Origin of the sequence: Thalassococcus lentus (assembly GCF_028023555.1) — a bacterium.
Lineage (GTDB): Bacteria > Pseudomonadota > Alphaproteobacteria > Rhodobacterales > Rhodobacteraceae > Thalassococcus_A > Thalassococcus_A lentus.
In genome coordinates, this window is the sequence record NZ_JAQIOY010000003.1 from 584943 (window position 1) to 606516 (window position 21574).

Below are 21574 nucleotides of genomic sequence, written 5' to 3' on the forward strand. Positions count from 1 at the left end.
GCAGTACAAGTGTGTGAAATGTTATATCATAACACCCCCTAGTGTGAGGCTAAACCGTGAAGAAAACTGCCCTTTTCCTTGGAATCACTTGCTCCACCAGCATCGCGCATGCCGATGCGCCGGCCATCATTACAGACATTGCGCCAGTTCAAAGCCTTGCCGCCATGGTTTCCGGCGATCTCGGAGTCCCGTCGCGTTTGATGACGCAAGCGGGCTCTACTCACGATCTTGCGCTTAAACCCAGCCAAGCGCGGGAAATTGCAAAGGCTGACCTGATCATTTGGATCGGCCCTGATCTGTCTCCCGGCCTTGAGCGCAGTTTTGATGCCCTTGCGCCGGATGTTGTGCGCCTCACACTGTCCGAAACGGATGGAACAATCCGGTTGAACTACCGCGAAGCAGACGATTTCGGCTTGGATCATCATGATGATGAACATGCGGATGAGCATGGGCACAAAGAGGATCACGACGAAGAACATGATCATGCTGACGAGCACAAAGACGAGCATGAACACGACGAAGAACACGACCATGCCGATGAGCACAAAGACGAGCATGAACACGACGAAGAACACGACCATGCCGATGAGCACAAAGACGAGCATGACCACGAAGAAGAGCATGCTGATGAACATGGTCACGATGACGAACACGATCATGCCCATGACGGTGTCGATCCTCATCTCTGGCTCGACCCGGCAAACGCGGCGGTTTGGGTAGACGCAATTGCAAAGGCGCTGTCCGACCTCGACCCTGAAAACGCAACCACCTACATGGCCAACGCGGAATCGGCCAAATCTGAGATCATGTCCCTTCGGACCACGATCGAGGCCCAACTGAATGAACTGGAGGGCGCACCTCTTCTGGTCGCCCACGATGCATATCAGTACTTTGAAGCCGCTTTCGATCTCGAGGTCTTGGGCAGCGTTTCGGACAGCGATGCCAAAGCCTCGGGCCCTGCCCGTCTGGCAGAGTTGAAGGAACTCGTCGAAGAACAAAAACCAGCCTGCATCATTCTGGATCCCTCAACAGATACAGATCTCGTAGCAGCGGTTGCGGATAGTTCGGTCCCGACGATCGCAGTGGACCCCGCCGGCACAGACCTGCCGGAAGGATCAGGGCAGTATGCAGCCCTGATGGGAGGAATGGCACAGGCCCTCGTGGATTGCGCCAAGGCCTAAGCGAACGGCCTCAGATTAGCCAAAAACGCCGCTGCGCCCTTCAAAAGTGCGCAGCGTCACCCCCGCATCCTGCAGAACGCTGCGAACGGTGCGCGCAATTTCCAAAGCGGTCTCGCCATCGCCGTGCAGGCAGATCGTATCGATTGCAGCTGGGATCGGATCACCCTTTTCAGGCAGGATCGCACCCGCCTGAACCATTCCGAGGATACGCTCGGCGGCATAGGCCGGATCATGGATAACCGCACCGGGCAGACCGCGCGATACCAGCGTCGCATCCGGATTGTAGGCCCGATCTGCAAAAATCTCACCGGCCCAACGACAGCCCAGTGTCTCGACCACGCGTTGCTGCGCCGTGGCAGCAAGAACCATGATGATGATATCGGGATCAACCGCCAGCGCGGCCTCGTAACACACGCGGGCCAGTGTTTCGTCTTCAGAGCACATGTTCGACAAAGCGCCATGCAGCTTGAGGTGTCGGACCTGACCGCCAGAGGCCCGTGCCATCGCCTGTGCAGCGCCCAGCTGGTACTGGACCATGTGCGCCAACACGCGATGCGGCAGATCCATGCGGCGGCGGCCAAACCCCTGAAGATCACCAAATCCGGGATGCGCGCCGATGCCCACACCGTTCTGAACCGCAAGTGCCATGGTGCTGGCCATCACGTCCGGATCGCCCGCATGAAACCCGCAGGCGACATTGGCCGATGTGACCACTTCGAGCAGAGCGTCGTCCTGCCCCATAACCCAGTCACCAAAGCTTTCGCCCATGTCAGCATTCAGATCGACCGCTATGCTCATGGTTCTTCCTCTCCTGTTATGACGCCGCTGATCAAAGTGTAGGACAGCAAGTCAGCGATGTCTGCAGGGTCGCGGACCAACGGCCGGGTTTTGCGCGGCAACTCGGCAATCTGTTTGCGATAGCCTTCTTCGGCGGCCAGCGCCTCTTGGCGCGTCACAAAGACAAAGCGCAGCTCGGCGCCAGCGGCGGTTTGCGCCACGCGCGGCATGTCTGCCGGAATAACCGTTCCGATCCTAGGGTAGCCCCCAGTGGTCTGACATTCGCTCATCAGGATGTAAGGCGCGCCATCTCCGGGAATCTGGATATCCCCCGGCACGATGATTTCGGACAGGATCGACCCGCCTATGCTGAGCCCGAATCCGTCGCCTTCGGGAACCAACCGAATGCCCATGCGATTGCCCCGCGTATCACGGGTGAACCGCGAACTGACAAACCGGTCTCTTTGTTCTTTTGGGAAAACTTCGGTCTGCAGGCTGGGCAGAATGCGCAAAACGCCCCCGCCCCATCGCGGCGTCACGTCAAGACAATGCCCAACTGTATCGCCGTGATCCGCACCAATGGGCAGCTGATCCCCTGCACCCAGCGGCGCGCCGATTCCGGCTACCAGATGCGTGCTTTGCGCGCCCAGAACCACCGGAAGATCCAGCCCACCCCCAATCGTGAGATAGCCATAGCAGCCCTGCGTCGCGCCCCCGATATCCAACACTGAACCGGCGGGCATCAGATGGCTGGCATTCCAGATCAAAGGCGCGCCATCCAAAGTGGCCCGCATCGGCGCACCCGTCAGTGCGATCCGTAGTGGCGTGTCCGAGGAAAACCGTCCACCGAAGCCTGCCATTTCCAGAGCCGCACCAACCGGTTGGCGCAACAGCGCTGCGCCTTCGTGCAGGGCCTGCACATCCGACGCCCCCCCACGCGACAACCCCTGCCCCAGATAGCCGAAACGTCCGCTGTCTTGGACCGTGACACCGGGCCCGGCGCTCAGGATTTGCAGCGTCTGCGTCATGTCAGGGCTTCCCGAACGACACCGCCATCACCTGCGGCTTTCATGGCCTCAAAGGTTTCAGCACTGACCGAGACGAACTGAACCTCATCGCCGGGGCGCAGCAGAAATGGCCGCTCTGCGCCCAGCTTGAACAAGGGCGCCGCCGTTTGCCCAACGTGCCGCCATCCTGTTGGCGCCGCGTTGGTGAACAACACCAGTTGCCGGATCGCAAGCACCAGCGCCCCTGCCGGGACCTGCGGCGTCAACGCGGATTGTCTGGGGATGTCCCATAGCGGATCAAGCGCACCCAGATAGGGCTGCCCCGGCGCAAAACCAATGGCCGTCACGCGCACGCGCGAATTCGAAATCGAGGTCACCGCCTCATCGATTGAAACCCCGGCCAGCTGGGCCACTTCGCCCAGTTGAGGCGCGTAGGATTCCTCGTAAACCGTTGGAATGGTGATAAAGGATCGCCCATCGGGCAAGGGTTCGGCATACCAATCGCGTGTGTTCAAAAGCTGCGAAAGCGCCGTTGTCAGTGCTTCGGGTGCAACGGCAACCGGATCAAATCGGACAAAAGCAGAGACCAGCGATGTTGAGCACTCCTCGACGCCCTGCGGCGTTTGCTTTTCCAGCGCCGCGCGAAAGGCCAAAGCCGCCCGGTTGGCCGCTTCGTCAAGCCGATCACCAAATCGAACCAGCAGGCCATCCAGACCAACGCTGTCAATTCTGGGGAATCCGTCAGGCATTCTTTTTCCGTTCAATGGCCGTATTGCTCCAAACCATCACGGCAGACTGCCCCTGTCCAGAGGCGCGCTGCATCAGCCCATCAGGATGCGCTGCATTGCCCCCAGAAAGGCACGCACATCGCCCAGAGAATTGTAGTGCGCCACCGACACCCGGATGCAATCATCCTGCTGGAGCGGGCCAAGGATATTGCCGGAATAGTGATCGTTTTTACGAATATGGGTGCGGACACCCTCTTCGTTCAGTGCATCTACGATATCGCCCGACGGTTTACCGTCGGCCCAGAAGCAGACCAGCCCTTCGCGCGATGCATTGTCAGCACCGCCCAGAATGTGGACCCCCGGCAGATCAACAAGCCCGGGCAGGTTGTCCGTGCCGTTGAGCATCGCATCGGTCAAACCGGCTTCGTGGGCATGGATCGCGTGACCTGCAGCCACAATTCTTTCGCGACGATCCTCTCGATCGCTGACCTGCGTGCCCAACCAGTCGAAATAGTCGACAACATCCGAAAACGTCGCATAGGCCCCGGTGTCACGGGTTCCCAGCTCCCATTTACCCGAAGGTCCGCCGACCAGACTGTCATGCGCCAAGGCCGTCAGCCTGTCAGACGCCCATGCCACACCATATCCATGGCGGGAAAACACCTTGTAAGGTGAGATCACATAGCCATCGACGCCCATGGCATCGACGTCGATCCCGCCGTGACAGGCATGCTGGATACCATCTACGATGATAAATGCATCAGGCGCCTTGGCCCGGATCGCGGCAGCGATTCCGGCGACATCCATCCCCATGCCGGTCACGGGCGACGTATGCAAAATCGTGGCGACCCGGGTCTGATCAGTCACTGCCGCCGCATAGGCGTCAGGTGTCACCTGCCCGGTTGCATCGTCATGCGCTACCAGAACATGCGGGCGACCCGACACATCCGCCCAGCGCGCACAGGCGCTGCGGGATGCGGGGTGCTCAACGGTCGAGCCGATCACGACACCGCCCTCTTTCGCCCCAAGGCAGGCATCCTGCACCAGCCGGAACAACAGTTCCGTGCCGCTTTCGCCGACCATCACCGCACCGCCGCTGGCGTTGAAGAAAAGTGCGGTATCGGCGCGCATCTTGGTGATGATCTCGTCCAGCGCCTTGGACGCTGCGTTGCTGCGCCCCTGGTTATCCGGAATCGCCGCAAAACGCGCAGAGGTTTCCACCACTGAGTTCAGCGTCAACGCCCCGCCAGCGTTTTCGAAAAACACCCGAGGCCCCGTAAAGGGACAGCTATCAACATGGGCAAAGCGGCTGCGAATTTCGGACAATAGGGCGTCGTCAAACATCGGGGCCTCTTGGGTCAGTGCGGCTTGCGTTGTGGATTTTGCAGATGTTCTTCAAAGGCTTCTGCTGCTGTCTGCATATCTTCGGGATCGTCAGAGGGGATGGCATAACTGCCACTCAGCCATTTGGCCAAGTCCACGTCAGCGCACCGTTTGGAACAGAACGGGCGAAACTTGGCATCGCTGTCGCGCTCGCAAATCGGGCAACTCATTTCAGGATCTCCCGCAACGGTAGTCGGTCGCGTTTGCGCTGAATTTCCATAAGCCCAAGCTGCGTCCACCCGGCCAGAATAGTCTCAGTCTGTTCGCGTTTCAGCGCCGCCCGCAACACCTGCTCCAACTGGCGCCGTTCCTTTTTGGGACAGGGTGCCGGATCTACGATGATCTGCCCGCCCAAACCGCGCAACCGCAGCTGCCGGGGCAAATCGCGCAATCCCGCAAGGTTCGCCTTGAGACCCGCCGCCCCTGAGGTATCGCCCCCGGTATTGATGTCTACCGCCACAAGCGCCGAAGTCGGTTCAATCAGCATGGAGTACCCGCCAGGCAAAGCCACGCGTGGGCCAGTCAGTTCTTCCACTTGCTCCAGCAGGTCATGATGTTCAAAACAGCCCGGCTGGTCATCAAGATCAGCCGGTTCAGACCAATCGCGCCAGGCCAAATCATGGGGCCCATCACCCTCGACCAGCAATTCCGGCCCGCCGTCCGTATCGGCCAAAACCGCATTTGCCAGGCCCGCCATCGCCGCCACGTCTTCGGCAATTGCCTCGGGTTTACCAAGACCGCAGGACGATCTCAGGATCAGCCCGGCCCCTTCGGGCAAGGGTACTTCGGCCAGCGCGTCATGTGCCGCTTCCAACGCCGCTTCGCGCAGATCATCGTCTTTGATCTGGCGCGAGACGTTGATCCCCGGTGCGCCCGGCGTGACGATGGCATAGCGCGACTTGAACAGCAGACGGGTCGATACGGGAATGGCTTTTCCCGGCTCGGCATGCCCAGTGACCTGAACCAAGAGTGTCTGCCCCGGGCTCAGACCTTTGACCTGCCGCAAAAAGGCGTTGCCGTCCGGCGTGCGCATGAACATACCGCCTTGTCCTTTGACCGGGCGATCGGCCACGGCGCGATAGATCGCTCCGGGCCTCGGAAAATCATGACCAATCAGCAAATCCTCAAGGCGACCGTCAACAATCAGTGCGGCGGCTTCTCGACCCTGCCATTGGTCCAAGGCAATTGTACGTCCCTTCATGGCGCTGGCTTGTAAAGCGGATAGCCCGCAGCCCCAAGCAAATTCGCCGTCTCAGCCAGCGGCAATCCGACAACCGCCGTAAAGGACCCGTTTATCCACGGAATAAACGCCCCGGCCGGGCCTTGAATGGCGTAACCCCCAGCCTTGCCCTGCCAGTCATTCGTCGCAAGATAGGCGTTTAGTTCTTCGTTCGAGAGCGCCTTCATCTTGACCTGCGTCACCACATCCCGTTCCCAGAGCTGATCCCCACGCCGGACCGCAAGGGCTGTAATGACGCGGTGCCGACGCCCGGACAACAGCGAAAGGAAGGCCGCGGCTTCGCCAGCGTCGGCGGGTTTTCCCAAAATCCGGCGCCCCAAAGCAACGGTTGTGTCCGCAGACAGGACGATTTCGTCATCATCCGCGCCTATCGCCATGGCTTTTTCACGCGCCAGCCGCACACAATACGGGCGCGGTTGTTCACCCTTGGCCGGATCTTCATTGATATCGGGCGGGCGAATATCATCCGGGGTCACACCCAGCTGCGCCAGCAATTCAAGCCTGCGTGGACTGCCAGAGCCCAGAACAAGACGGGGTTTGTCGTTCATCGGTCTACCCTAACAAGAAAAAGGCCCTGCAAAGGGCCTTTGTCGTACGCGTACTCAGCCGCGTTTCAAGCGGTCTGCACACCGCAATCGCTTATTTGAAACGATAGTTGATCCGACCCTTGGTCAGATCATACGGGGTCATTTCTACCTGAACCTTGTCGCCAGCCAGAACACGGATGCGGTTCTTGCGCATCTTGCCTGCCGTATGTGCGATGATCTCATGGCCATTCTCTAGCTCGACCCGAAACGTCGCATTGGGCAGGAGTTCCTTCACGACACCGGGAAATTCGAGCGTATCTTCCTTGGCCATGTTCTCTCCTTCACATATCACTCTGCCCACATGCAGAGCGCGCTACGATATGGTGCGGTTTTGCTGTAATTTCAAGCCTGCAAATCAACGCAGAGGCGTGATTGCGGCCACCATGTCACGGCCGGACTGTTCTGACCAATGGGTTCTGTTCAGCACCACGCCATCCGCCCGCACATCGGCAATCGCGCTTCGATCGACGGTTGCATAGGTCCAACCGGGCGCATTCAATTTACCCTGTGCAAGTATGCCATTTTCGGGAAAACCCCGGTCCGGCGGGCCAAAAACGCTGCCGCGCCCTGTCGAAACGTCGATGGATTCGCTCCAATCCGCTGTGCCCACGACAGAAGACATCACGGAGACACATTGATTTTCCAATGCGCGGGCCGCAGCGCCGATACAAACTCGGCTGTGCCCCGACAGCGCCTCTGTCACCGAAGGTACGAGAATCAATTCAGCCTCAGCCACGGCACGGCCGAGCAATGGAAACTCGCTGTCATAGCAGATCAGCACTGCGATTTTGCCGAGGGCCGTATCAAAAACCTGAAGCGGGCCGCCGGGCGCAATATCCCAAACTTCACGCTCAAAGCGCGTCATGATCTGCTTGTCCTGATGCGCCACAGCGCCGCCCGGCGCGAACAACCGGGCGCGATTGACCGGGCGGGCGCTGATAGCCTCATCAAAAACCGGTGCGGAAGCGGCAAGGATATGCAGGCCGAACCGATCCGCCAGATCGGAATGCAGCGCATCGGCCTGCGGCACCCATTTGTTCACCGCATAAAGGCTGGCTTCGAGGTCGAGCGCTGTTTCGCGCCCTTCCAGTGTGGCCAGTTCCATCGCTCCATATTCGGGAAAGACCAGCAACTGCGCACCCTCCCCGGCTGCTTCGCTGACCCAATCGGTGATCTTTTGCACATAGGCGTCCCAACTGGTGAGATCGCTACAGGGATATGCGGCGGCGGCGACTTTCATTTGAGCCCTTTCCGATTTGAGCCTTTACGGATCACAGCGCCCGCATCCAGAATTGCAGCGGCTTTTGCGTCTGGCCCGGCTGATCCAAGTCTTTCCAGGCAAACTGTGCAACCACACCCGGCAAAGGATCATACCCACGCCCACGCCAAAAGTCATCCAGCGCGCGGTAACCATCGGGTTTCAACGGGTGATCGTCGGGCCGGACAACAGAACAAAAGGCGCAATAATGACTGCCCAAAGCGCGGGCATGTTCCTCGCGCAGATCAAAAAACCGATGCCCGATGCCCTGCCCCCGGTACTCAGGTAACAAAACGGATTCGGCGCAGTAGAAAATCTGCTCAAGTGGCACGGGATGATTTGCAAAGGCGGCGGCGAAATCTTCGGCATGATCGGCCATCGGTGTGCCCGTCGCAGCGCCCACCAACTGATCGCCATCAAAGGCGCCGACAAGAACCGCTCGATCATTGTTTCTGTAGGCTTCGAGGTATCCACGTTCGTAGTCCAGATCACCGTCGTAGAGATACGGCCAATCATGGAACACCGAAATGCGCAGGCGCGCCACATCATTCAGTGCAGTGTCCAGCGCAGCCCCTTGCAGCACCCGAACATGCACCGATCCGGTCATTCCGAAACCTGCCGCACCCAATCGGCAAGGTTATAGTAGGTGACAACGCGTGTGATCTTGCCGTTATCCAGCGAAAAGAACGACCCAGCCGGCAGCCGGTAGGTCTGGCCGTTTGCTTCGGGCAGTCCCGCGTCTGTTTCCAGATAGGTGCCGTTGACGATATATTCAGCCGCACCGCGCGTGCCATCAGCATTTTCGAACAACACCATGTCCGTCAGGGTTTCGCGGTAGCAGCGGCTCATATGCAAGCAGAATGCTTCAAACGGGCCTTTGCCACTGCGCACCTGTCCTTCGTTGACATGATGCGCCACGTCTTCGCTGAGACAGTCGAGCATGCCGGGCACATCACCGGCATTGAAGTAATCAAAGTAGCGTTGAAGAACCGCGCCTGTGTCACTCATGTCCGGGCCTCTATTCTGCCTTCCATCTGTCCCTGAGCCGATCGACCAGCTGATCTCTGGTCTGTCGATATGCGTTCAACTTGGCTTCGCGTGTTTCGCCGAGCCCGGTCGGATCCATGATCGGCCAGTATTCCACCGTCAGGTGGTAGAACCGTGTCATATCAAGCGCCTTGCGCTGCGACGCAGGTGAAAGCGCCACAACCAGATCAAAACCCGACAGCGCCTCACCCATTTGCTCAAGCTCTTCAAACGACCGTGACTGGTGGCGGGACAACTCGACCCCCATTTCTTCGCAAACTGCGATCGCGAAGCCATCAATCTCAAGATCATTCACCACGCCCACGGACTGAACATATGTTTCGTGACCATAGAGCTTTTTCATGATCCCTTCGGCCATAGGTGACCGGACTGCATTGTGATCGCAGCAAAACAGGATGGATTGGGGCAACTGATCCAAATCAGCCCCCGAAATGCAGAACGCAGATCAGGGTAAAGAGCCGGCGCGCTGTCGCATCATCGACCTCTGCCTTGCCATCCAGCCGCTCTTGCAGAATGCGCGCCCCTTCGTTGTGTATCCCCCGCCGCGCCATGTCGATGGTTTCAATCTGGCTGGGTGGCAGCGTCTTGACCGCATCAAAATACGATTTGCAGATTTGGAAATAGTCTTTGACCACCTGCCGAAACGGCGACAGGGACAAATGAAATTCCGCTGCCTTTTCATGGCCTTCCGTGGTCACGTCGAACACGAGACGTTTTTCCCGGATGGACAGGCCCACATTGTAGGGGCCCGCTGGCACGTCGCGATCATCACGCGCGGGCAGCGCAAAGGAGTTTTCTTCCATCAGATCAAACATCGCCACGCGGCGTTCCTGTTCGATCTCGGGTGTGGGTGGCGGCAGGTTGCCGTCATCCAGTTCGATATGGGCAATACGGGTCATGGCAGATCTCTCGGTACTTGCCTGCCTCATTACCTCTTGCGGCGCTGCAGCACAATCCGGCGGAACGTCGTGAAACAATTCCACCCTTCGGCTGAAAAACCCGCACTCATGCGGAGGCGGGCGGCCATCCTGCCTCAATCCTGCCGGTCAGCGGTTCAGCTTGTTCAACCGGGCTGTCACGCTCAGGCCATGAGCCTCAAGGCTTTCAGACCGCGCGAGCACTTCAGCCGAGGGGCCAATGGCGCGCAGCGCATCGGGCGACATCTTGGCCAATGTGGTGCGCTTGAGAAAATCAAGCACCGACAGACCGGAACTGAACCGCGCCGACCGTGCGGTGGGCAGAACGTGGTTCGGACCGCCGACATAGTCGCCAATGGCCTCCGGTGTCCACTGACCCAGGAATATTGCGCCGGCGTGCTCGATCTTTTCCGACAAACCGTCGGGGTCCGATACGCACAGCTCCAGATGCTCGGGCGCCAATCGGTTGGATAGTGCCGCCGCTTCGTCCAGATCGCGCACCGTGATGACTGCACCGTAGTCGCGCCAGCTTGCAGCTGCGATCTCGCGCCGTTCGAGAGACGTCAGGCGATTATCCACCGCATCTGATACCGCGCGCCCAAATCCAGCATCAGTGGTGATCAGGATCGACTGGGCGCTTTCGTCATGTTCGGCCTGGCTCATCAGATCCAGAGCAATCCAATCCGGATCGTTTTCACCATCCGCAATCACGAGGATTTCTGAAGGCCCCGCGATCATATCGATGCCAACCTTCCCGAAAACCCGGCGTTTGGCGGCCGCAACAAAGGCGTTGCCCGGCCCGGTAATCTTGTCCACGGCAGCGATGCTTTCGGTGCCATAAGCCAGCGCTGCCACCGCCTGCGCGCCGCCGATCCGGTAGATTTCATCGACCCCTGCGATCTGCGCGGCCAACATGACCAGCGGATTGACCTGCCCGTCCGGGGTCGGAACCGTAATCGCGAGACGCCCAACACCGGCCACCTTGGCCGGGATCGCATTCATCAGAACCGAAGACGGGTAGCTGGCCAACCCGCCCGGCACATACAACCCAGCCGCCGAAACCGGCGTCCAGCGCCAGCCAAGCGTCGCCCCCGCCTCATCTGTCCAGCTTTCGTCTGCTGGCATCTGACGGATATGGTAGGCGCGAATGCGATCGGCGGCCTGTTCCAGTGCCGCCCGCTCGGCCGGTGGCACCTGCGCGCAGTACTGCGCGATTTCCTCTGCGCTGAACCGCATTTGCTCGGCACTCAGCTCAAGCCGGTCGAATTTTGCCGTCAGGTCCAGAACCGCCGCATCACCGCGGGTGCGCACATCCGCAATGATACCGGCCACGACATCATCCACATCAGGGCTGTCTTCACGCTTGGCCCCCAGCAAAGTTTCAAAGTCCGCTTCAAAACCGGCGTCGGTCGTATTCAGAAAGACAGGCATAACAGGCTCCTTGTTCGCAGGCCTGATATAGCGCGCAGGCGGCGGTCTCAAGCGCTTGCGCTGCCGCAGGAGCCCGTTAGGCTGCGCTGCGGAGGACCACAAATGCCCAATCGCTTGTTTTCGGACCGAAATCGCCCCGTTCATCTCGGCCCCTATCCGCTTGAACGACTGGCCCGCGGAAAATCGGCTGATGTCTCGAACAGTCCGGTTTGGGAACCTTTGACATTCGACGCAGGCAAGCCCCATTCCGTTGTTGGCGCGATGGCTGAACACCAGGCGATGATGGACGCCATCCGCGACGGTTTTGTCAACAAAGCCCAAAGCGCCATTCCCGCTGATCCACTGGAACGCAGCAACCATCTGAAGGCATTCGGCTATTTTTCGGATGCCTCCATGGTTGGATGCGGTCGCCTACCCGCCAGCGCCCGGCTATCGCAACCCGTTGTGAATGCAGGCATTCAATCCTTGGCCGAGGCGCTCAGAACCCGGCAAACCAAAACACTCGCCTCGGGCATCGATATGATCATGGCCGATCTGAAAGAGTCGATGGAAGCGCCGCCCAAGGGTATAGACGCGCACGAACATGTATTGGTCTTCGTCTACGAATACCACCGCGATCCCCGCCCTGATGAGGCCGGGTATGACTGGATCAAGGACGCTCAGGCACACCGGGCATGTTTGCGGGCAACCGAAACGGCGACGGTGATTGCGAATTACATCCGATTGCTCGGCTGGGATGCCAAAGCCCATACCGCAACAACGTCTGATCTGGACCTGAACCAATTGGCTATCGCCGCCGGATTGGCCTGCCCGGATGGTCAAATCCCGTGGCTTGGGCGTCGATTTGGGCTCGCTGCGGTATCGACAACACTGGGCCTGCATACCGATGCACCTTTGCTGCCGATGGCGCAACAACCCCGATCTGTCCTATCCGGGCTGGCATGGAGGCTGGGAACACACAGTGCGAAATCGGCTCGGACACAGGACCCCTATGCAGGCCGCAACTACGCAGATGGCCCTCATCCGTTTGAAACCCTGCGCCGGGTCGACAAACCGACCACTTACATCGACGAAGAGGCCGTCGCGCGGGTTCCAAAGCGCGCGGACATGTTTGCGCGCGCACAGTTCGGCGACATGGGTAAAACCCTTCAGGCCGGCGCAACCGGTGGATATTACGTCAGAAAATCGGCCACATCATCGGCACAGCGCAGATTGCTCGGGGCCTTTGTCCTATTGCAGGATGGCGAAGCCGCGACAGACCGTCAGACCCCGGATCCGGAAAATTTCGCCCGAAACATCAAGGCCGTCAGCTATTTTCTGGGTGTGGACGCCGTAGGAATATCGCGCTGTCCGAATTGGGCGTGGTATAGCCATGACGCGACAGGGGCACCGATCAATCCTCCGCATGATCAAGCCATTTCCATGATCGTCGATCAGGGTTTCGAAACCATGGAAGGCGCATCCGGCGATGACTGGATTTCCGTCGCCCAAAGCATGCGAGCCTATCTGCGCTTTTCGCTTCTGGGCGGCGTTGTCGCTGCCTTGATCCGGCGTATGGGCTATTCTGCCAAGGCCCATAGCGTCATGGACGGAGAGGTGCTGCAGCCACCGTTGTTGTTGTTGGCCGGTCTGGGCGAAGTCAGTCGCATCGGCGAGGTGATCCTGAACCCCTTTCTGGGGCCGCGCCTGAAATCGGGTGTCGTCACCACAGACATGCCCCTGACACACGACAAACCCATCGATTTCGGCCTGCAATCCTTTTGCGAGTCTTGCAACAAGTGCGCACGCGAATGCCCGTCGGGCGCGATCACCGCCGGGCCGAAACTGATGTTCAATGGCTATGAAATCTGGAAAAGCGACAGCCAGAAATGCGCAACATACCGCATCACGACCGAAGGTGGCGCCATGTGCGGGCGGTGCATGAAGACCTGCCCCTGGAACCTGGAAGGCCTGTTCGCCGAGGCGCCGTTTCGCTGGGCCGCAATGAACATGCCCGGTGCGGCGCCGCTTTTGGCCAAATTGGACGATGCCGTGGGGCGCGGCGGGCTGAACCCGGTCAAGAAATGGTGGTGGGATCTCGAACTGGAACCCGACGGCGCGTACCGACCAACCCAAAAGCCGGTCAATGAACGCAGCCTTCAAAAGGATCTGGACCTGAAATACGAGGATCAGACCCTTGCGGTATATCCCGCGCCTCTAGCGCCACACCCCTATCCTTACCCATTCGCAATGGATCGCGAGGCCGGGATCGAAGCCTATCAGGCCATGGTCACTGCCGAAGAGTATCAAAATCGCCGAACTGCCGGCGACGACTCGGTGGTGCATCGATACTCAAATGACACCGACAGCCCGGTGTTGCGGGTCGAAGTGTCAAAGGCCGAAGTGATGGCCGACGGCGTGACCAAGTATGAGTTCCGAAGTCCGGACGGCGCTGACTTGCCGGAATGGCAGGCCGGTGCGCATCTCGACATTGTCGTGGCCCCGGAATTTCTGCGCCAGTATTCGATGTCGGGAAACCCGGCTGACAGATCCGCCTACCAAATTGCCGTTTTGCGAGAAGACGCCGGGCGTGGCGGATCGAAACTGCTGCACCGCATTTTTGCACAGGGTCGCCGGGTGTTCGTTTCGCGGCCGATCAATCACTTTCCACTGATCGAAGACGCCAGCATGTCCTTTTTGATGGGTGGGGGCATTGGCATCACGCCTATGATTGCCATGGCACATCGGCTGCATGCTTTGGGCAAACCATTTGCGTTGCACTATTCGGTTCGGTCACGCGCCACAGCGGGATTTCTAGATGATCTGGCGCAGGTGCCATGGGCCGAAAACGTGCACATTCATGTCTCGGACGAAGGCAGCCGCTGCGATCTGACCAAAACGCTGCGCTATGCCGACGGGGCGCATGTCTACACCTGCGGACCAGAGGTTTACATGCAGTCCGTACTCGACACGGCGCAGGCCGCAGGCTTTCCCGAAGACGCCCGCCACTTTGAATACTTTTCAGTTCCTGACCTGCCAGAATATGAAAACTATCCCTTCACGTTACGCCTTAGAAGCGGGCAGGAAGTCACTGTTTCAGAAGATGAAACCGGGACTGACGCCTTGGCAAAAGCAGGCATTCATATCGATGTGAAATGCAGCGACGGAATTTGCGGCGTTTGTCAGTGCGGGTTGATTTCCGGCGAAGTCGAGCATCGTGACTTCGTGCTTTCCAAGGCGCAGAGACAAGAGCGCATTATCCTGTGCCAAAGCCGCGCAGCGCAGGCTGGTGGTGTGGTTGAAATTGATCTCTAGAGGTATCGGAGGGATCACATCCAGCCGAGCCGTAGCGGCGCCCAAGCTGACTGATGAGATTGCTGGCAAAGCTCCGGCATGACCGGCACACGAATTGCGACCCAGTGTTTTTCTTGTCATGCATCACGGCGTGACAGATCGTGCACTGTGCCCCGGTTTCCGCTGTCCGCTGCGGCCGCTCACTCATGATGCGATGCGAAACCCGCAAGCCATCATCCTGCATTGGCGCAACTTCCATGATCACGTCGCGGATCAATCCGGGTGCATCACATCGCATCGGAATTTTCAAAGGATGGTTCCAGTGCCGGACCGCAAAGAAAATGGCGTTGGTGTAAATGCGCAAGTCAGGTTCGGTCACGATGCTCCAGATGCTCTGACCAATCACATCTCGGGAACTAACCTTGGTGCCGTAATTTTCCGAAGCAAACTGATCCCAACTGTCTGACACGCCCGTGATAAAGCGGTGCGCGTCTAGATCATACGACACCTCTGTCATCGCACTCCCCAACCTGGTCATAGCAAGCCCACCGCCCCATCGAACGACAGATAGGTTAACTTTGTATTAACCATTGGCCATTGGGCCCTGCAAAAGGTCAGAGAGCTGGCTTAGTCCAGAGGGTGCTGCGGCACTTTCCCAGAGGGTGCCTTGTAAGGGCGCGTCACATCGCGCAGTGACACTTCCAGCGCTTCGACTTCGGCCCGGATGGCGCCGTCCCCGGCCAGTGTCAGAACGACATGGCCCGATGGTGCATCACTTGGCTCAAAGCTCACGTTCAAAACCGAAAAGATCATGTCCTGATCCGAACGATCCACCCCTTGGCTAGACACATTCAGCACCGTGTCGATGACCAACAGAGACTGAACACGCTCGACCGGGCGCCCACGGCGTGTGGCGGCATCCACGTCTTCCCAACGCACCCGATTAACCAAAAAACCCAAGCGTCTCTGCTTTGGTTGCCAGCGCATCTCGGTGATCGGGAAAACCGCGTCCTGAACCAGAGCAGACAGAACACCAAGATCATCAGTGTCCATCGCCCCCAGAAAAAGCGGCTTGTCCCCGGCGTCTTCGAAACGAGCGTCTTCGGTCATTCGCCTTTGATCCGTTCTATCTTGGCGCCCACGTTTTCGAGCTTGCGCACGACGTGCTCATAGCCTCGATCCAAATGGTAAACGCGGTTCACGATGGTTTCGCCTTCAGCGGCCAGACCGGCAAGGATCAACGATACCGAAGCACGCAGGTCTGTCGCCATGACCGGCGCGCCCTTCAGGCGATCAACACCTGTCACGGTTGCGGTACCGCCATGCACATCAATGCTGGCCCCCATGCGGATCAGTTCGGGCGCATGCATAAAGCGGTTCTCAAAGATCTTTTCTTCCAGAACAGACGTGCCCTCGGCCGTGCACAGCAAGGCCATCATCTGAGCCTGCAAATCCGTTGGGAAACCGGGGTAAGGCTCGGTGGTTACATCCACGGCGCGGACGCGGTCGCCCTTGCGGCTGACCTTTAGCCCTTTTTCCGTCTGTTCAACGGACACACCGGCCTGATCCAGCTTCTCACAGAACGCTTCGAGCAAATCGATCCGGCCGCCAAGGCAGGTCACTTCGCCACCACAGACAGCGGGTGCCAACATGTAGGTGCCCAATTCGATCCGGTCTGTGACCACACGGTGGGTCCCGCCGCCCAATCTGTCGACACCCTGAATGGTGATGGTGCTGGTGCCCTCACCTTCGATCTGCGCGCCCATTTTCTGAAGGCATTGTGCAAGATCGACGATTTCCGGCTCACGTGCCGCGTTCTTCAGCACCGTTGTGCCTTTGGCCAGCGTCGCAGCCATCAGAGCATTTTCCGTCGCACCGACGGACACAAAGGGAAATTCAACAACCGCACCTTTCAAGCCGCCGGACGGCGCCTTGGCATGGACATAGCCATCGCGCAGCTCAAGATCAGCGCCCATTGCTTCGAGCGCCTTGAGGTGCAGATCCACCGGGCGGGCACCAATCGCGCAGCCGCCGGGAAGCGAAACAACAGCCTGCCCGGCCCGGGCCAGCATGGGCCCCAGAACGAGGATCGACGCACGCATCTTGCGCACGATGTCATAATCCGCAGTCAGGTTGTTCAGATCATGACTGGACATCGCCAGCACCTGACCGTCCTGCAAGGCTGAGACCTCGGCCCCCAAAGACTGCAACAGCGCTGTCATGGTCCGGATGTCAGACAATCGCGGCGCATTGGTCAGCGTCAGCGGTTCATCGCTCAGCAATGTCGCTGGCATCAGTGTGAGGCAGGCATTTTTGGCGCCCGCAATCGGTATATCGCCGCTCAGCGCACCATTACCCGTTACAACAATCGAATCCATACCTGCCTAGTCCTTCTGCTCTTGCCGGCCTTGTTGACCCGTGTCCCCTGCCGCAGCCTCTCCGCCAGCATGCCTTGCGCGTGCCTGCGCCTTGCGTCTGGCCAGATTGGCTTTCAATGCCGCTTTCAACCGGTCATCCCGGCTGGTTTGGCCTGCTTTGGGGGTGGGTGATTTCCGCTCCATGCGCCCTTCCTAACGCAGGGGCGAAAAAGGGTCCAGATAAGGCTTGCACGACCGAACAATTGGGTCTAATCACCCCGCACGCTTCGGCAACGGAGCTGCTGTAGCTCAGAGGTAGAGCACTCCCTTGGTAAGGGAGAGGTCGAGAGTTCAATTCTCTCCAGCAGCACCATCTTCCCAAACTCCGCAATCCCTGAACTGGCGTCGCAACGCGAATTGGCAGTTGCCAAAGTCCCATGGCAGGGCCTAATCCGCTGAGAGAAGTTGGGAGTGCCAGAGTGCTGCTGTATCGAATCCTGATCAGTCTGTTTGCCGTGATCGAGCTGTTTCGCGCAGCGCGCCGCGAAGGCTGGGCAGGTGTTCAGGCGCGATTGGGCCTGTCCGAGCCCGAACTGGGCCCACACATCTGGCTGCATGGCGCCTCGAACGGCGAATTGGCCTCAGCACGCGGGGTGCTGGAGGCCATGATCGCGGCGCAGCCCGATTTGCGTTGGTTGGTGACATGCAACTCGGCTTCGGGCCTGGATGTGGTGCGACGCTGGGGCTTTGCAGAAATAACCGTACGTCCGGCCCCATTGGATTTGTCATGGGTCACAAAACGCATGATGCGGCGATGGAATGTCGAGGCGCACATAAGTTTGGAATCCGAAATATGGCCACACCGTTTCGCGCAGTGCCCCGGCCCGGTGATCCTGCTTGGGGCGCGGCTGAGCGAGGGAACCGCACAAACCTTTGGACACGTTCCCACCCTTGCTGCGGCCACATTGGCCAAGGTCGATCTGGTGATTGCGCAGGACAGCGGCAGTCTGGCGCGCCTGCGCGGCCTTGGCTTGCCGGAACGGGCAGAGGCCACGGTCGCCAACCTGAAGACCTTTTACAAAGCGCCCGAAGCGGATTTGCCCGACGCCAGTTTGACCTCTGCCTTTGACCGGGCAAATACATGGCTGGCGGCCTCAACCCATGAAGGCGAAGAAGGCATCATTCTCAACGCGCATCAGATCGCCCGCGGCCAATTGCCAGACCTAAAACTGATCCTCGCCCCGCGCCATCCAAACCGCATCGAGGCGATCGAGGCTTTGGTCGAAAGGGCGGGTTTCAGCTATGCCCGCCGGAGCAATCGGGAATCCCCGGAGGGCGTCGACGTCTACCTCGCGGACACCTTCGGCGAAATGCACAAATGGTACGCCCTGTCGGGTCGCGTTTTCATCGGAGGCTCTCTGGTCGCCAAGGGCGGACATACACCATATGAGCCAGCAGCGTTTGAATGCGCCCTGATGTACGGCATGGATATGCGCAACTTTGCCAGCCCGGCACTGGCACTGGCCGCGGCGCGCGTGTCAAACGAAGTCGAAGATGCCGATACTCTGGCCGCAGCGCTGATCCGCTTGAAAGAGAGGGACGATCAACAAACGCTTGCCCGTGCACAGGCCACGTTGCTGAAACCTGAAATGGACATGGACGCGCTTTTGGATTGCATTCTGAAGGTCTTGCCCGGCGCCTAGCACGCTTGAACCTGCCCGGAATATGCTTATCCTTCTGTTGGGCAACCACGAGCACGGTAATGATCCAATACAGTCTCAAATGCGAGCAAGGCCACAGCTTTGACAGCTGGTTTCAATCGGCCAGTGCTTTCGACAAACTGCAAGCCGCAGGACATGTCGCCTGCGCGGTCTGTGGCTCTGCTGATGTGAAAAAAGCGCTGATGGCACCGCGCGTGACCGCATCTGACAAGGCCGCGGAAGAACCGGCATCGCCGCAGCAACCTCTCAGCGCCCCCGCCAATCCTGCCGAACAGGCAATCGCCGAAATGAAAGCCCATGTAGAGGCCAATTCTGACTACGTGGGCGGAGATTTTGCCCAAGAGGCCCGTGCAATGCATCTGGGCGACGTGCCCGAACGGTCCATTTGGGGCGAAGCGCGCGGGGACGAAGCCAAGGCGCTGATCGAAGAGGGCATTCCAGTGGCGCCCCTCCCCTTCACACCAACCAGAAAGAGCAACTGATGCGCGTCTTGATCACCGGTGCAAACCGAGGCATCGGTGCGGAAATGGCCCGCCAGATGCGCGACCGCGGCGATGAGGTTATCGCCTGCTCCCGGGGTGATGCTGACTGGCCCTTGGATGTGACACGCCAAGCGGATTTCGAAAGGCTGTCGGACAAGCTCGACGGCGCAGCCATTGATCTGGTGATCTGCAATGCAGGTGTTTACCTTGAAAAAGGCCAAAGCGTTGAGGACGGGTATGCCCCCGCGCTTTGGGATCAGACCTTTGCCGTCAACGTCACCGGCGTCTTCCTGACCGCCAAGACTTTGCTGCCGAACCTGCGCGCCGCCAAGGCCCCAAAATTGGCAATCATCTCTTCGCAGATGGGCTCAAACACCAAAGCGCCGGGCGGCAGCTACATCTATCGCGCCTCCAAGGCAGCCGCGCTGAACCTAGGACGCAATCTGGCCACCGACCTCGCCCCACAGGGAATCGCGGTCGGGATCTACCATCCCGGCTGGGTTCAGACGGACATGGGCGGCGGCGCGGCTGACATCACACCAGTGGACGCCGCGAATGGGCTGATCAGCCGCTTCGATCATTTGTCACTGGACACCACAGGCTGCTTTGAAACCTGGGATGGCGAGGCTCATCCACTTTGAGCTCTTAGACTCGACACGACTTTATAGCAAATGGGTTCAAATGTCGTGAAGCGGCGCTCAACCTATGCTATACTCAAGGCTCTTCATTTCTATTTTTTGACTTTTTTAGGTTACCTAAATGCTTTTTTCATTTCTACGAAACGCGGTGCTTTGCGCCGGATTCTCTTTTGCGGCATCCATTTCATCAGCTCAAACCGCTTCTGGACCGCTTATCGATATTCCAAATGCAACCGATATTCGTATTTGGGAAGTAACCGGAACACCGAGTGCCGAACTGCTGCCTCTTTTCGACCCAAGCGACCAGCGCCTTTACATACGGCTTTCGCCGCCGCTTAACGGCGGCAACAAAGACTTCACAGGTCTCGTCAGCGGCCAAGAGTACTATGATGCCTATATCTCCACGCCAATTGGCAATCTAACCCCCTCAGGGAATTGCCTTTCTATAAGAGGCACCGCTTCCGCTTCTGCTCCCGGCTTCAACATCGCGCGCGTTGACATTATGGCGGGTGCAACAATTCTGACCAGCTTCGATCAGGTGACCTCTTTGGGTATAGCAGCAAGTTACCTACCCGGCAGCGAAGGGTTCATTGTGGACAATGACCCGGGTTTGAACACGTGGTCCAACTTGGGTGGCGGCTCATCGATGGACGTCACACTTTGCCGCTCCGCTCCTAACTTAACGATCCAAAAAAATCGACTCGCCCCCGCAGACCTTGCCTTCCCGGGCGATACCGTGCGCTTTGAAGTCCTTGTTGATGTCGACGGCGCCGGATTGGCTGCAGGGCAGCAAATCACAATGACGGACACATATCCTATTGGACTGAACTTCGTTTCGGCCGCTGGCGGACCAAATTGGGCCTGTACGGCGGCGGGTGGGACCCTAACTTGCACGTTTACAGCCCCAGCCAATGGTGCTCCTTCGGGCGGGATTGACCCAATGTTTGTTGACTTCACGGTAGCGGCGACCCAAACGCCGTCAATGTTGAGCAATTGTGCCACGTTAACCGCCGCAACGGATGTGGCGACCGTTCCTTTAACGCCTAGCTGCGCCGATGTGCAGATCGCGAACCGGGCAGTTTGGTATGCCTATTCAATTAAATATTTGTGCGGCTGGCATTTCGCGCCGGATATTACAGAAAACGTCCGCCATGTTGTGGCTGACGGGCGTTACAGAACGGAAATCAACATCGTCAACACGTTTGACGACGTTCAACTCCGCAAGTCGATAATTCCGCTGGTAAACAAAGGCAAAGATATCATTCGCGAACCTCAGCAGATCGACAAGCAAGGAACGGAGAACTTTACACTCCGTGCCCAGCACGCAACGTTGGATGACTGTACCAAACTCGGCGAAATGTACGGGCGCAACGACTTTGCAACCGGTCGAATTAACATCGGCTTCCTTACAATCTTTGCTTCGGCGCCGATTGATGTGACAGCCGTCTATACCGCCCAGCCCTTCCAAGGCTCCGCAGACGAAGTGCAGCCTGCACTGGATGTAGAAAGCATCGAAGGGAAGCGGCGAGTGTTTATTCTCCAATGAA

The 21574-nt window shown here is 58.7% G+C and carries 24 protein-coding genes and 1 tRNA gene; 7 read left to right on the forward strand and 18 right to left on the reverse strand.

All coding sequences use genetic code 11. The annotated features are described in order from the left end of the window. Positions 1–56 precede the first annotated feature (56 nt). Positions 57–1181, forward strand: a complete 1125-nt coding sequence (locus PFY00_RS11920; protein ID WP_271432776.1) for a zinc ABC transporter substrate-binding protein — start codon at positions 57–59, stop codon at positions 1179–1181. Between the two features lie 15 nt (positions 1182–1196). Here PFY00_RS11920 and PFY00_RS11925 read toward each other — a convergent pair whose 3' ends face one another. The 14 genes from PFY00_RS11925 to hisD all read right to left on the reverse strand — a co-directional run bounded on the left by PFY00_RS11925 (position 1197) and on the right by hisD (position 11556). Continuing rightward, positions 1197–1979 (reverse strand): LamB/YcsF family protein, encoded by a 783-nt coding sequence (locus tag PFY00_RS11925; RefSeq protein WP_271432777.1) that lies wholly within the window; start codon positions 1977–1979, stop codon positions 1197–1199. After that, positions 1976–2986 carry a 5-oxoprolinase subunit C family protein gene (locus tag PFY00_RS11930; RefSeq protein WP_271432778.1) on the reverse strand — a complete coding sequence of 337 codons (1011 nt, stop codon included), beginning with the start codon at positions 2984–2986 and terminating at the stop codon, positions 1976–1978. Before PFY00_RS11930 ends, PFY00_RS11925 begins: the two co-directional genes overlap by 4 nt. Further along, the gene (locus PFY00_RS11935) at positions 2983–3714 is read right to left on the reverse strand and encodes a 5-oxoprolinase subunit B family protein (protein ID WP_271432779.1); all 732 of its coding nucleotides are present in this window, start codon (positions 3712–3714) and stop codon (positions 2983–2985) included. The genes PFY00_RS11930 and PFY00_RS11935 overlap by 4 nt, the downstream gene beginning before the upstream one ends. 72 nt (positions 3715–3786) lie before the next feature. Then, the gene (locus tag PFY00_RS11940) at positions 3787–5037 is read right to left on the reverse strand and encodes an aminotransferase class V-fold PLP-dependent enzyme (protein WP_271432780.1); all 1251 of its coding nucleotides are present in this window, start codon (positions 5035–5037) and stop codon (positions 3787–3789) included. A gap of 14 nt (positions 5038–5051) precedes the next feature. Next, complete coding sequence (locus tag PFY00_RS11945; protein WP_271432781.1) at positions 5052–5246, reverse strand: DNA gyrase inhibitor YacG; 195 nt, start codon at positions 5244–5246, stop codon at positions 5052–5054. Continuing rightward, positions 5243–6277, reverse strand: coding sequence for a ribonuclease E/G (locus PFY00_RS11950; RefSeq protein ID WP_271432782.1), 1035 nt, complete (start codon positions 6275–6277; stop codon positions 5243–5245). The genes PFY00_RS11945 and PFY00_RS11950 overlap by 4 nt, the downstream gene beginning before the upstream one ends. Continuing rightward, positions 6274–6864: a Maf family protein gene (locus PFY00_RS11955; RefSeq protein WP_271432783.1), complete on the reverse strand. Its 591-nt coding sequence runs from the start codon at positions 6862–6864 to the stop codon at positions 6274–6276. Before PFY00_RS11955 ends, PFY00_RS11950 begins: the two co-directional genes overlap by 4 nt. Before the next feature lie 91 nt (positions 6865–6955). After that, positions 6956–7174 carry a translation initiation factor IF-1 gene (gene infA / locus PFY00_RS11960; RefSeq protein ID WP_005978431.1) on the reverse strand — a complete coding sequence of 73 codons (219 nt, stop codon included), beginning with the start codon at positions 7172–7174 and terminating at the stop codon, positions 6956–6958. A gap of 84 nt (positions 7175–7258) precedes the next feature. Beyond that, the gene (locus PFY00_RS11965) at positions 7259–8143 is read right to left on the reverse strand and encodes a carbon-nitrogen hydrolase family protein (protein ID WP_271432784.1); all 885 of its coding nucleotides are present in this window, start codon (positions 8141–8143) and stop codon (positions 7259–7261) included. Between the two features lie 31 nt (positions 8144–8174). Continuing rightward, positions 8175–8768: a GNAT family N-acetyltransferase gene (locus PFY00_RS11970; RefSeq protein WP_271432785.1), complete on the reverse strand. Its 594-nt coding sequence runs from the start codon at positions 8766–8768 to the stop codon at positions 8175–8177. Then, complete coding sequence (locus tag PFY00_RS11975; protein ID WP_271432786.1) at positions 8765–9169, reverse strand: ketosteroid isomerase-related protein; 405 nt, start codon at positions 9167–9169, stop codon at positions 8765–8767. Before PFY00_RS11975 ends, PFY00_RS11970 begins: the two co-directional genes overlap by 4 nt. Positions 9170–9179: 10 nt before the next feature. Then, the gene (locus PFY00_RS11980; RefSeq protein WP_271432787.1) at positions 9180–9626 is read right to left on the reverse strand and encodes an arsenate-mycothiol transferase ArsC; all 447 of its coding nucleotides are present in this window, start codon (positions 9624–9626) and stop codon (positions 9180–9182) included. Position 9627: 1 nt separating this feature from the next. Then, entirely contained in the window at positions 9628–10107 is a 480-nt protein-coding gene (locus PFY00_RS11985) for a UPF0262 family protein (RefSeq protein ID WP_271432788.1), read from the reverse strand. Positions 10108–10254: 147 nt separating this feature from the next. Then, positions 10255–11556: a histidinol dehydrogenase gene (hisD, locus tag PFY00_RS11990; protein WP_271432789.1), complete on the reverse strand. Its 1302-nt coding sequence runs from the start codon at positions 11554–11556 to the stop codon at positions 10255–10257. A gap of 102 nt (positions 11557–11658) precedes the next feature. Between hisD and PFY00_RS11995 the strand changes: the two genes are divergently transcribed. Next, on the forward strand, positions 11659–14850 hold the full coding sequence (locus PFY00_RS11995) for a 2Fe-2S iron-sulfur cluster-binding protein (RefSeq protein WP_271432790.1): 3192 nt from the start codon (positions 11659–11661) through the stop codon (positions 14848–14850). Here the strand turns inward: PFY00_RS11995 and PFY00_RS12000 are convergent. From PFY00_RS12000 to PFY00_RS12015, 4 genes are all read right to left on the reverse strand, one after another. After that, on the reverse strand, positions 14792–15346 hold the full coding sequence (locus PFY00_RS12000; protein ID WP_271432791.1) for a hypothetical protein: 555 nt from the start codon (positions 15344–15346) through the stop codon (positions 14792–14794). The two genes, PFY00_RS11995 and PFY00_RS12000, sit on opposite strands and share 59 nt — an antisense overlap. 110 nt (positions 15347–15456) lie before the next feature. After that, positions 15457–15939 carry a DUF2948 family protein gene (locus tag PFY00_RS12005; protein WP_271432792.1) on the reverse strand — a complete coding sequence of 161 codons (483 nt, stop codon included), beginning with the start codon at positions 15937–15939 and terminating at the stop codon, positions 15457–15459. Further along, positions 15936–17207: a UDP-N-acetylglucosamine 1-carboxyvinyltransferase gene (gene murA / locus PFY00_RS12010; RefSeq protein ID WP_271432793.1), complete on the reverse strand. Its 1272-nt coding sequence runs from the start codon at positions 17205–17207 to the stop codon at positions 15936–15938. The genes PFY00_RS12005 and murA overlap by 4 nt, the downstream gene beginning before the upstream one ends. A 6-nt stretch (positions 17208–17213) precedes the next feature. Then, the gene (locus PFY00_RS12015; RefSeq protein ID WP_271432794.1) at positions 17214–17390 is read right to left on the reverse strand and encodes a hypothetical protein; all 177 of its coding nucleotides are present in this window, start codon (positions 17388–17390) and stop codon (positions 17214–17216) included. 94 nt (positions 17391–17484) lie between these two features. Between PFY00_RS12015 and PFY00_RS12020 the strand changes: the two genes are divergently transcribed. The 5 genes from PFY00_RS12020 to PFY00_RS12040 all read left to right on the forward strand — a co-directional run bounded on the left by PFY00_RS12020 (position 17485) and on the right by PFY00_RS12040 (position 21573). Beyond that, positions 17485–17559: transfer RNA gene (locus PFY00_RS12020), tRNA-Thr, on the forward strand. Between the two features lie 106 nt (positions 17560–17665). Continuing rightward, the gene (locus tag PFY00_RS12025) at positions 17666–18889 is read left to right on the forward strand and encodes a 3-deoxy-D-manno-octulosonic acid transferase (protein WP_271432795.1); all 1224 of its coding nucleotides are present in this window, start codon (positions 17666–17668) and stop codon (positions 18887–18889) included. A gap of 59 nt (positions 18890–18948) precedes the next feature. Then, a complete protein-coding gene (locus PFY00_RS12030) occupies positions 18949–19389 on the forward strand; it encodes a DUF1178 family protein (protein WP_271432796.1) in 441 nt (146 codons plus the stop codon). Further along, a complete protein-coding gene (locus tag PFY00_RS12035; protein WP_271432797.1) occupies positions 19389–20030 on the forward strand; it encodes an SDR family NAD(P)-dependent oxidoreductase in 642 nt (213 codons plus the stop codon). The genes PFY00_RS12030 and PFY00_RS12035 overlap by 1 nt, the downstream gene beginning before the upstream one ends. Positions 20031–20148: 118 nt before the next feature. After that, positions 20149–21573, forward strand: coding sequence for a hypothetical protein (locus tag PFY00_RS12040; protein WP_271432798.1), 1425 nt, complete (start codon positions 20149–20151; stop codon positions 21571–21573). Position 21574: the final 1 nt, after the last annotated feature.

Excerpts from the sequence above, each read along its gene's own strand:
- PFY00_RS11925 (WP_271432777.1), bottom strand. The coding sequence starts at position 1,979 with ATGAGCATAGCGGTCGATCTGAATGCTGACATGGGCGAAAGCTTTGGT.
- PFY00_RS11930 (WP_271432778.1), bottom strand. The coding sequence starts at position 2,986 with ATGACGCAGACGCTGCAAATCCTGAGCGCCGGGCCCGGTGTCACGGTC.
- PFY00_RS11935 (WP_271432779.1), bottom strand. The coding sequence starts at position 3,714 with ATGCCTGACGGATTCCCCAGAATTGACAGCGTTGGTCTGGATGGCCTG.
- PFY00_RS11940 (WP_271432780.1), bottom strand. The coding sequence starts at position 5,037 with ATGTTTGACGACGCCCTATTGTCCGAAATTCGCAGCCGCTTTGCCCAT.
- PFY00_RS11945 (WP_271432781.1), bottom strand. The coding sequence starts at position 5,246 with ATGAGTTGCCCGATTTGCGAGCGCGACAGCGATGCCAAGTTTCGCCCG.
- PFY00_RS11950 (WP_271432782.1), bottom strand. The coding sequence starts at position 6,277 with ATGAAGGGACGTACAATTGCCTTGGACCAATGGCAGGGTCGAGAAGCC.
- PFY00_RS11955 (WP_271432783.1), bottom strand. The coding sequence starts at position 6,864 with ATGAACGACAAACCCCGTCTTGTTCTGGGCTCTGGCAGTCCACGCAGG.
- infA (WP_005978431.1), bottom strand. The coding sequence starts at position 7,174 with ATGGCCAAGGAAGATACGCTCGAATTTCCCGGTGTCGTGAAGGAACTC.
- PFY00_RS11965 (WP_271432784.1), bottom strand. The coding sequence starts at position 8,143 with ATGAAAGTCGCCGCCGCCGCATATCCCTGTAGCGATCTCACCAGTTGG.
- PFY00_RS11970 (WP_271432785.1), bottom strand. The coding sequence starts at position 8,768 with ATGACCGGATCGGTGCATGTTCGGGTGCTGCAAGGGGCTGCGCTGGAC.
- PFY00_RS11975 (WP_271432786.1), bottom strand. The coding sequence starts at position 9,169 with ATGAGTGACACAGGCGCGGTTCTTCAACGCTACTTTGATTACTTCAAT.
- PFY00_RS11985 (WP_271432788.1), bottom strand. The coding sequence starts at position 10,107 with ATGACCCGTATTGCCCATATCGAACTGGATGACGGCAACCTGCCGCCA.
- hisD (WP_271432789.1), bottom strand. The coding sequence starts at position 11,556 with ATGCCTGTCTTTCTGAATACGACCGACGCCGGTTTTGAAGCGGACTTT.
- PFY00_RS11995 (WP_271432790.1), top strand. The coding sequence starts at position 11,659 with ATGCCCAATCGCTTGTTTTCGGACCGAAATCGCCCCGTTCATCTCGGC.
- PFY00_RS12000 (WP_271432791.1), bottom strand. The coding sequence starts at position 15,346 with ATGACAGAGGTGTCGTATGATCTAGACGCGCACCGCTTTATCACGGGC.
- PFY00_RS12005 (WP_271432792.1), bottom strand. The coding sequence starts at position 15,939 with ATGACCGAAGACGCTCGTTTCGAAGACGCCGGGGACAAGCCGCTTTTT.
- murA (WP_271432793.1), bottom strand. The coding sequence starts at position 17,207 with ATGGATTCGATTGTTGTAACGGGTAATGGTGCGCTGAGCGGCGATATA.
- PFY00_RS12015 (WP_271432794.1), bottom strand. The coding sequence starts at position 17,390 with ATGGAGCGGAAATCACCCACCCCCAAAGCAGGCCAAACCAGCCGGGAT.
- PFY00_RS12030 (WP_271432796.1), top strand. The coding sequence starts at position 18,949 with ATGATCCAATACAGTCTCAAATGCGAGCAAGGCCACAGCTTTGACAGC.
- PFY00_RS12035 (WP_271432797.1), top strand. The coding sequence starts at position 19,389 with ATGCGCGTCTTGATCACCGGTGCAAACCGAGGCATCGGTGCGGAAATG.
- PFY00_RS12040 (WP_271432798.1), top strand. The coding sequence starts at position 20,149 with ATGCTTTTTTCATTTCTACGAAACGCGGTGCTTTGCGCCGGATTCTCT.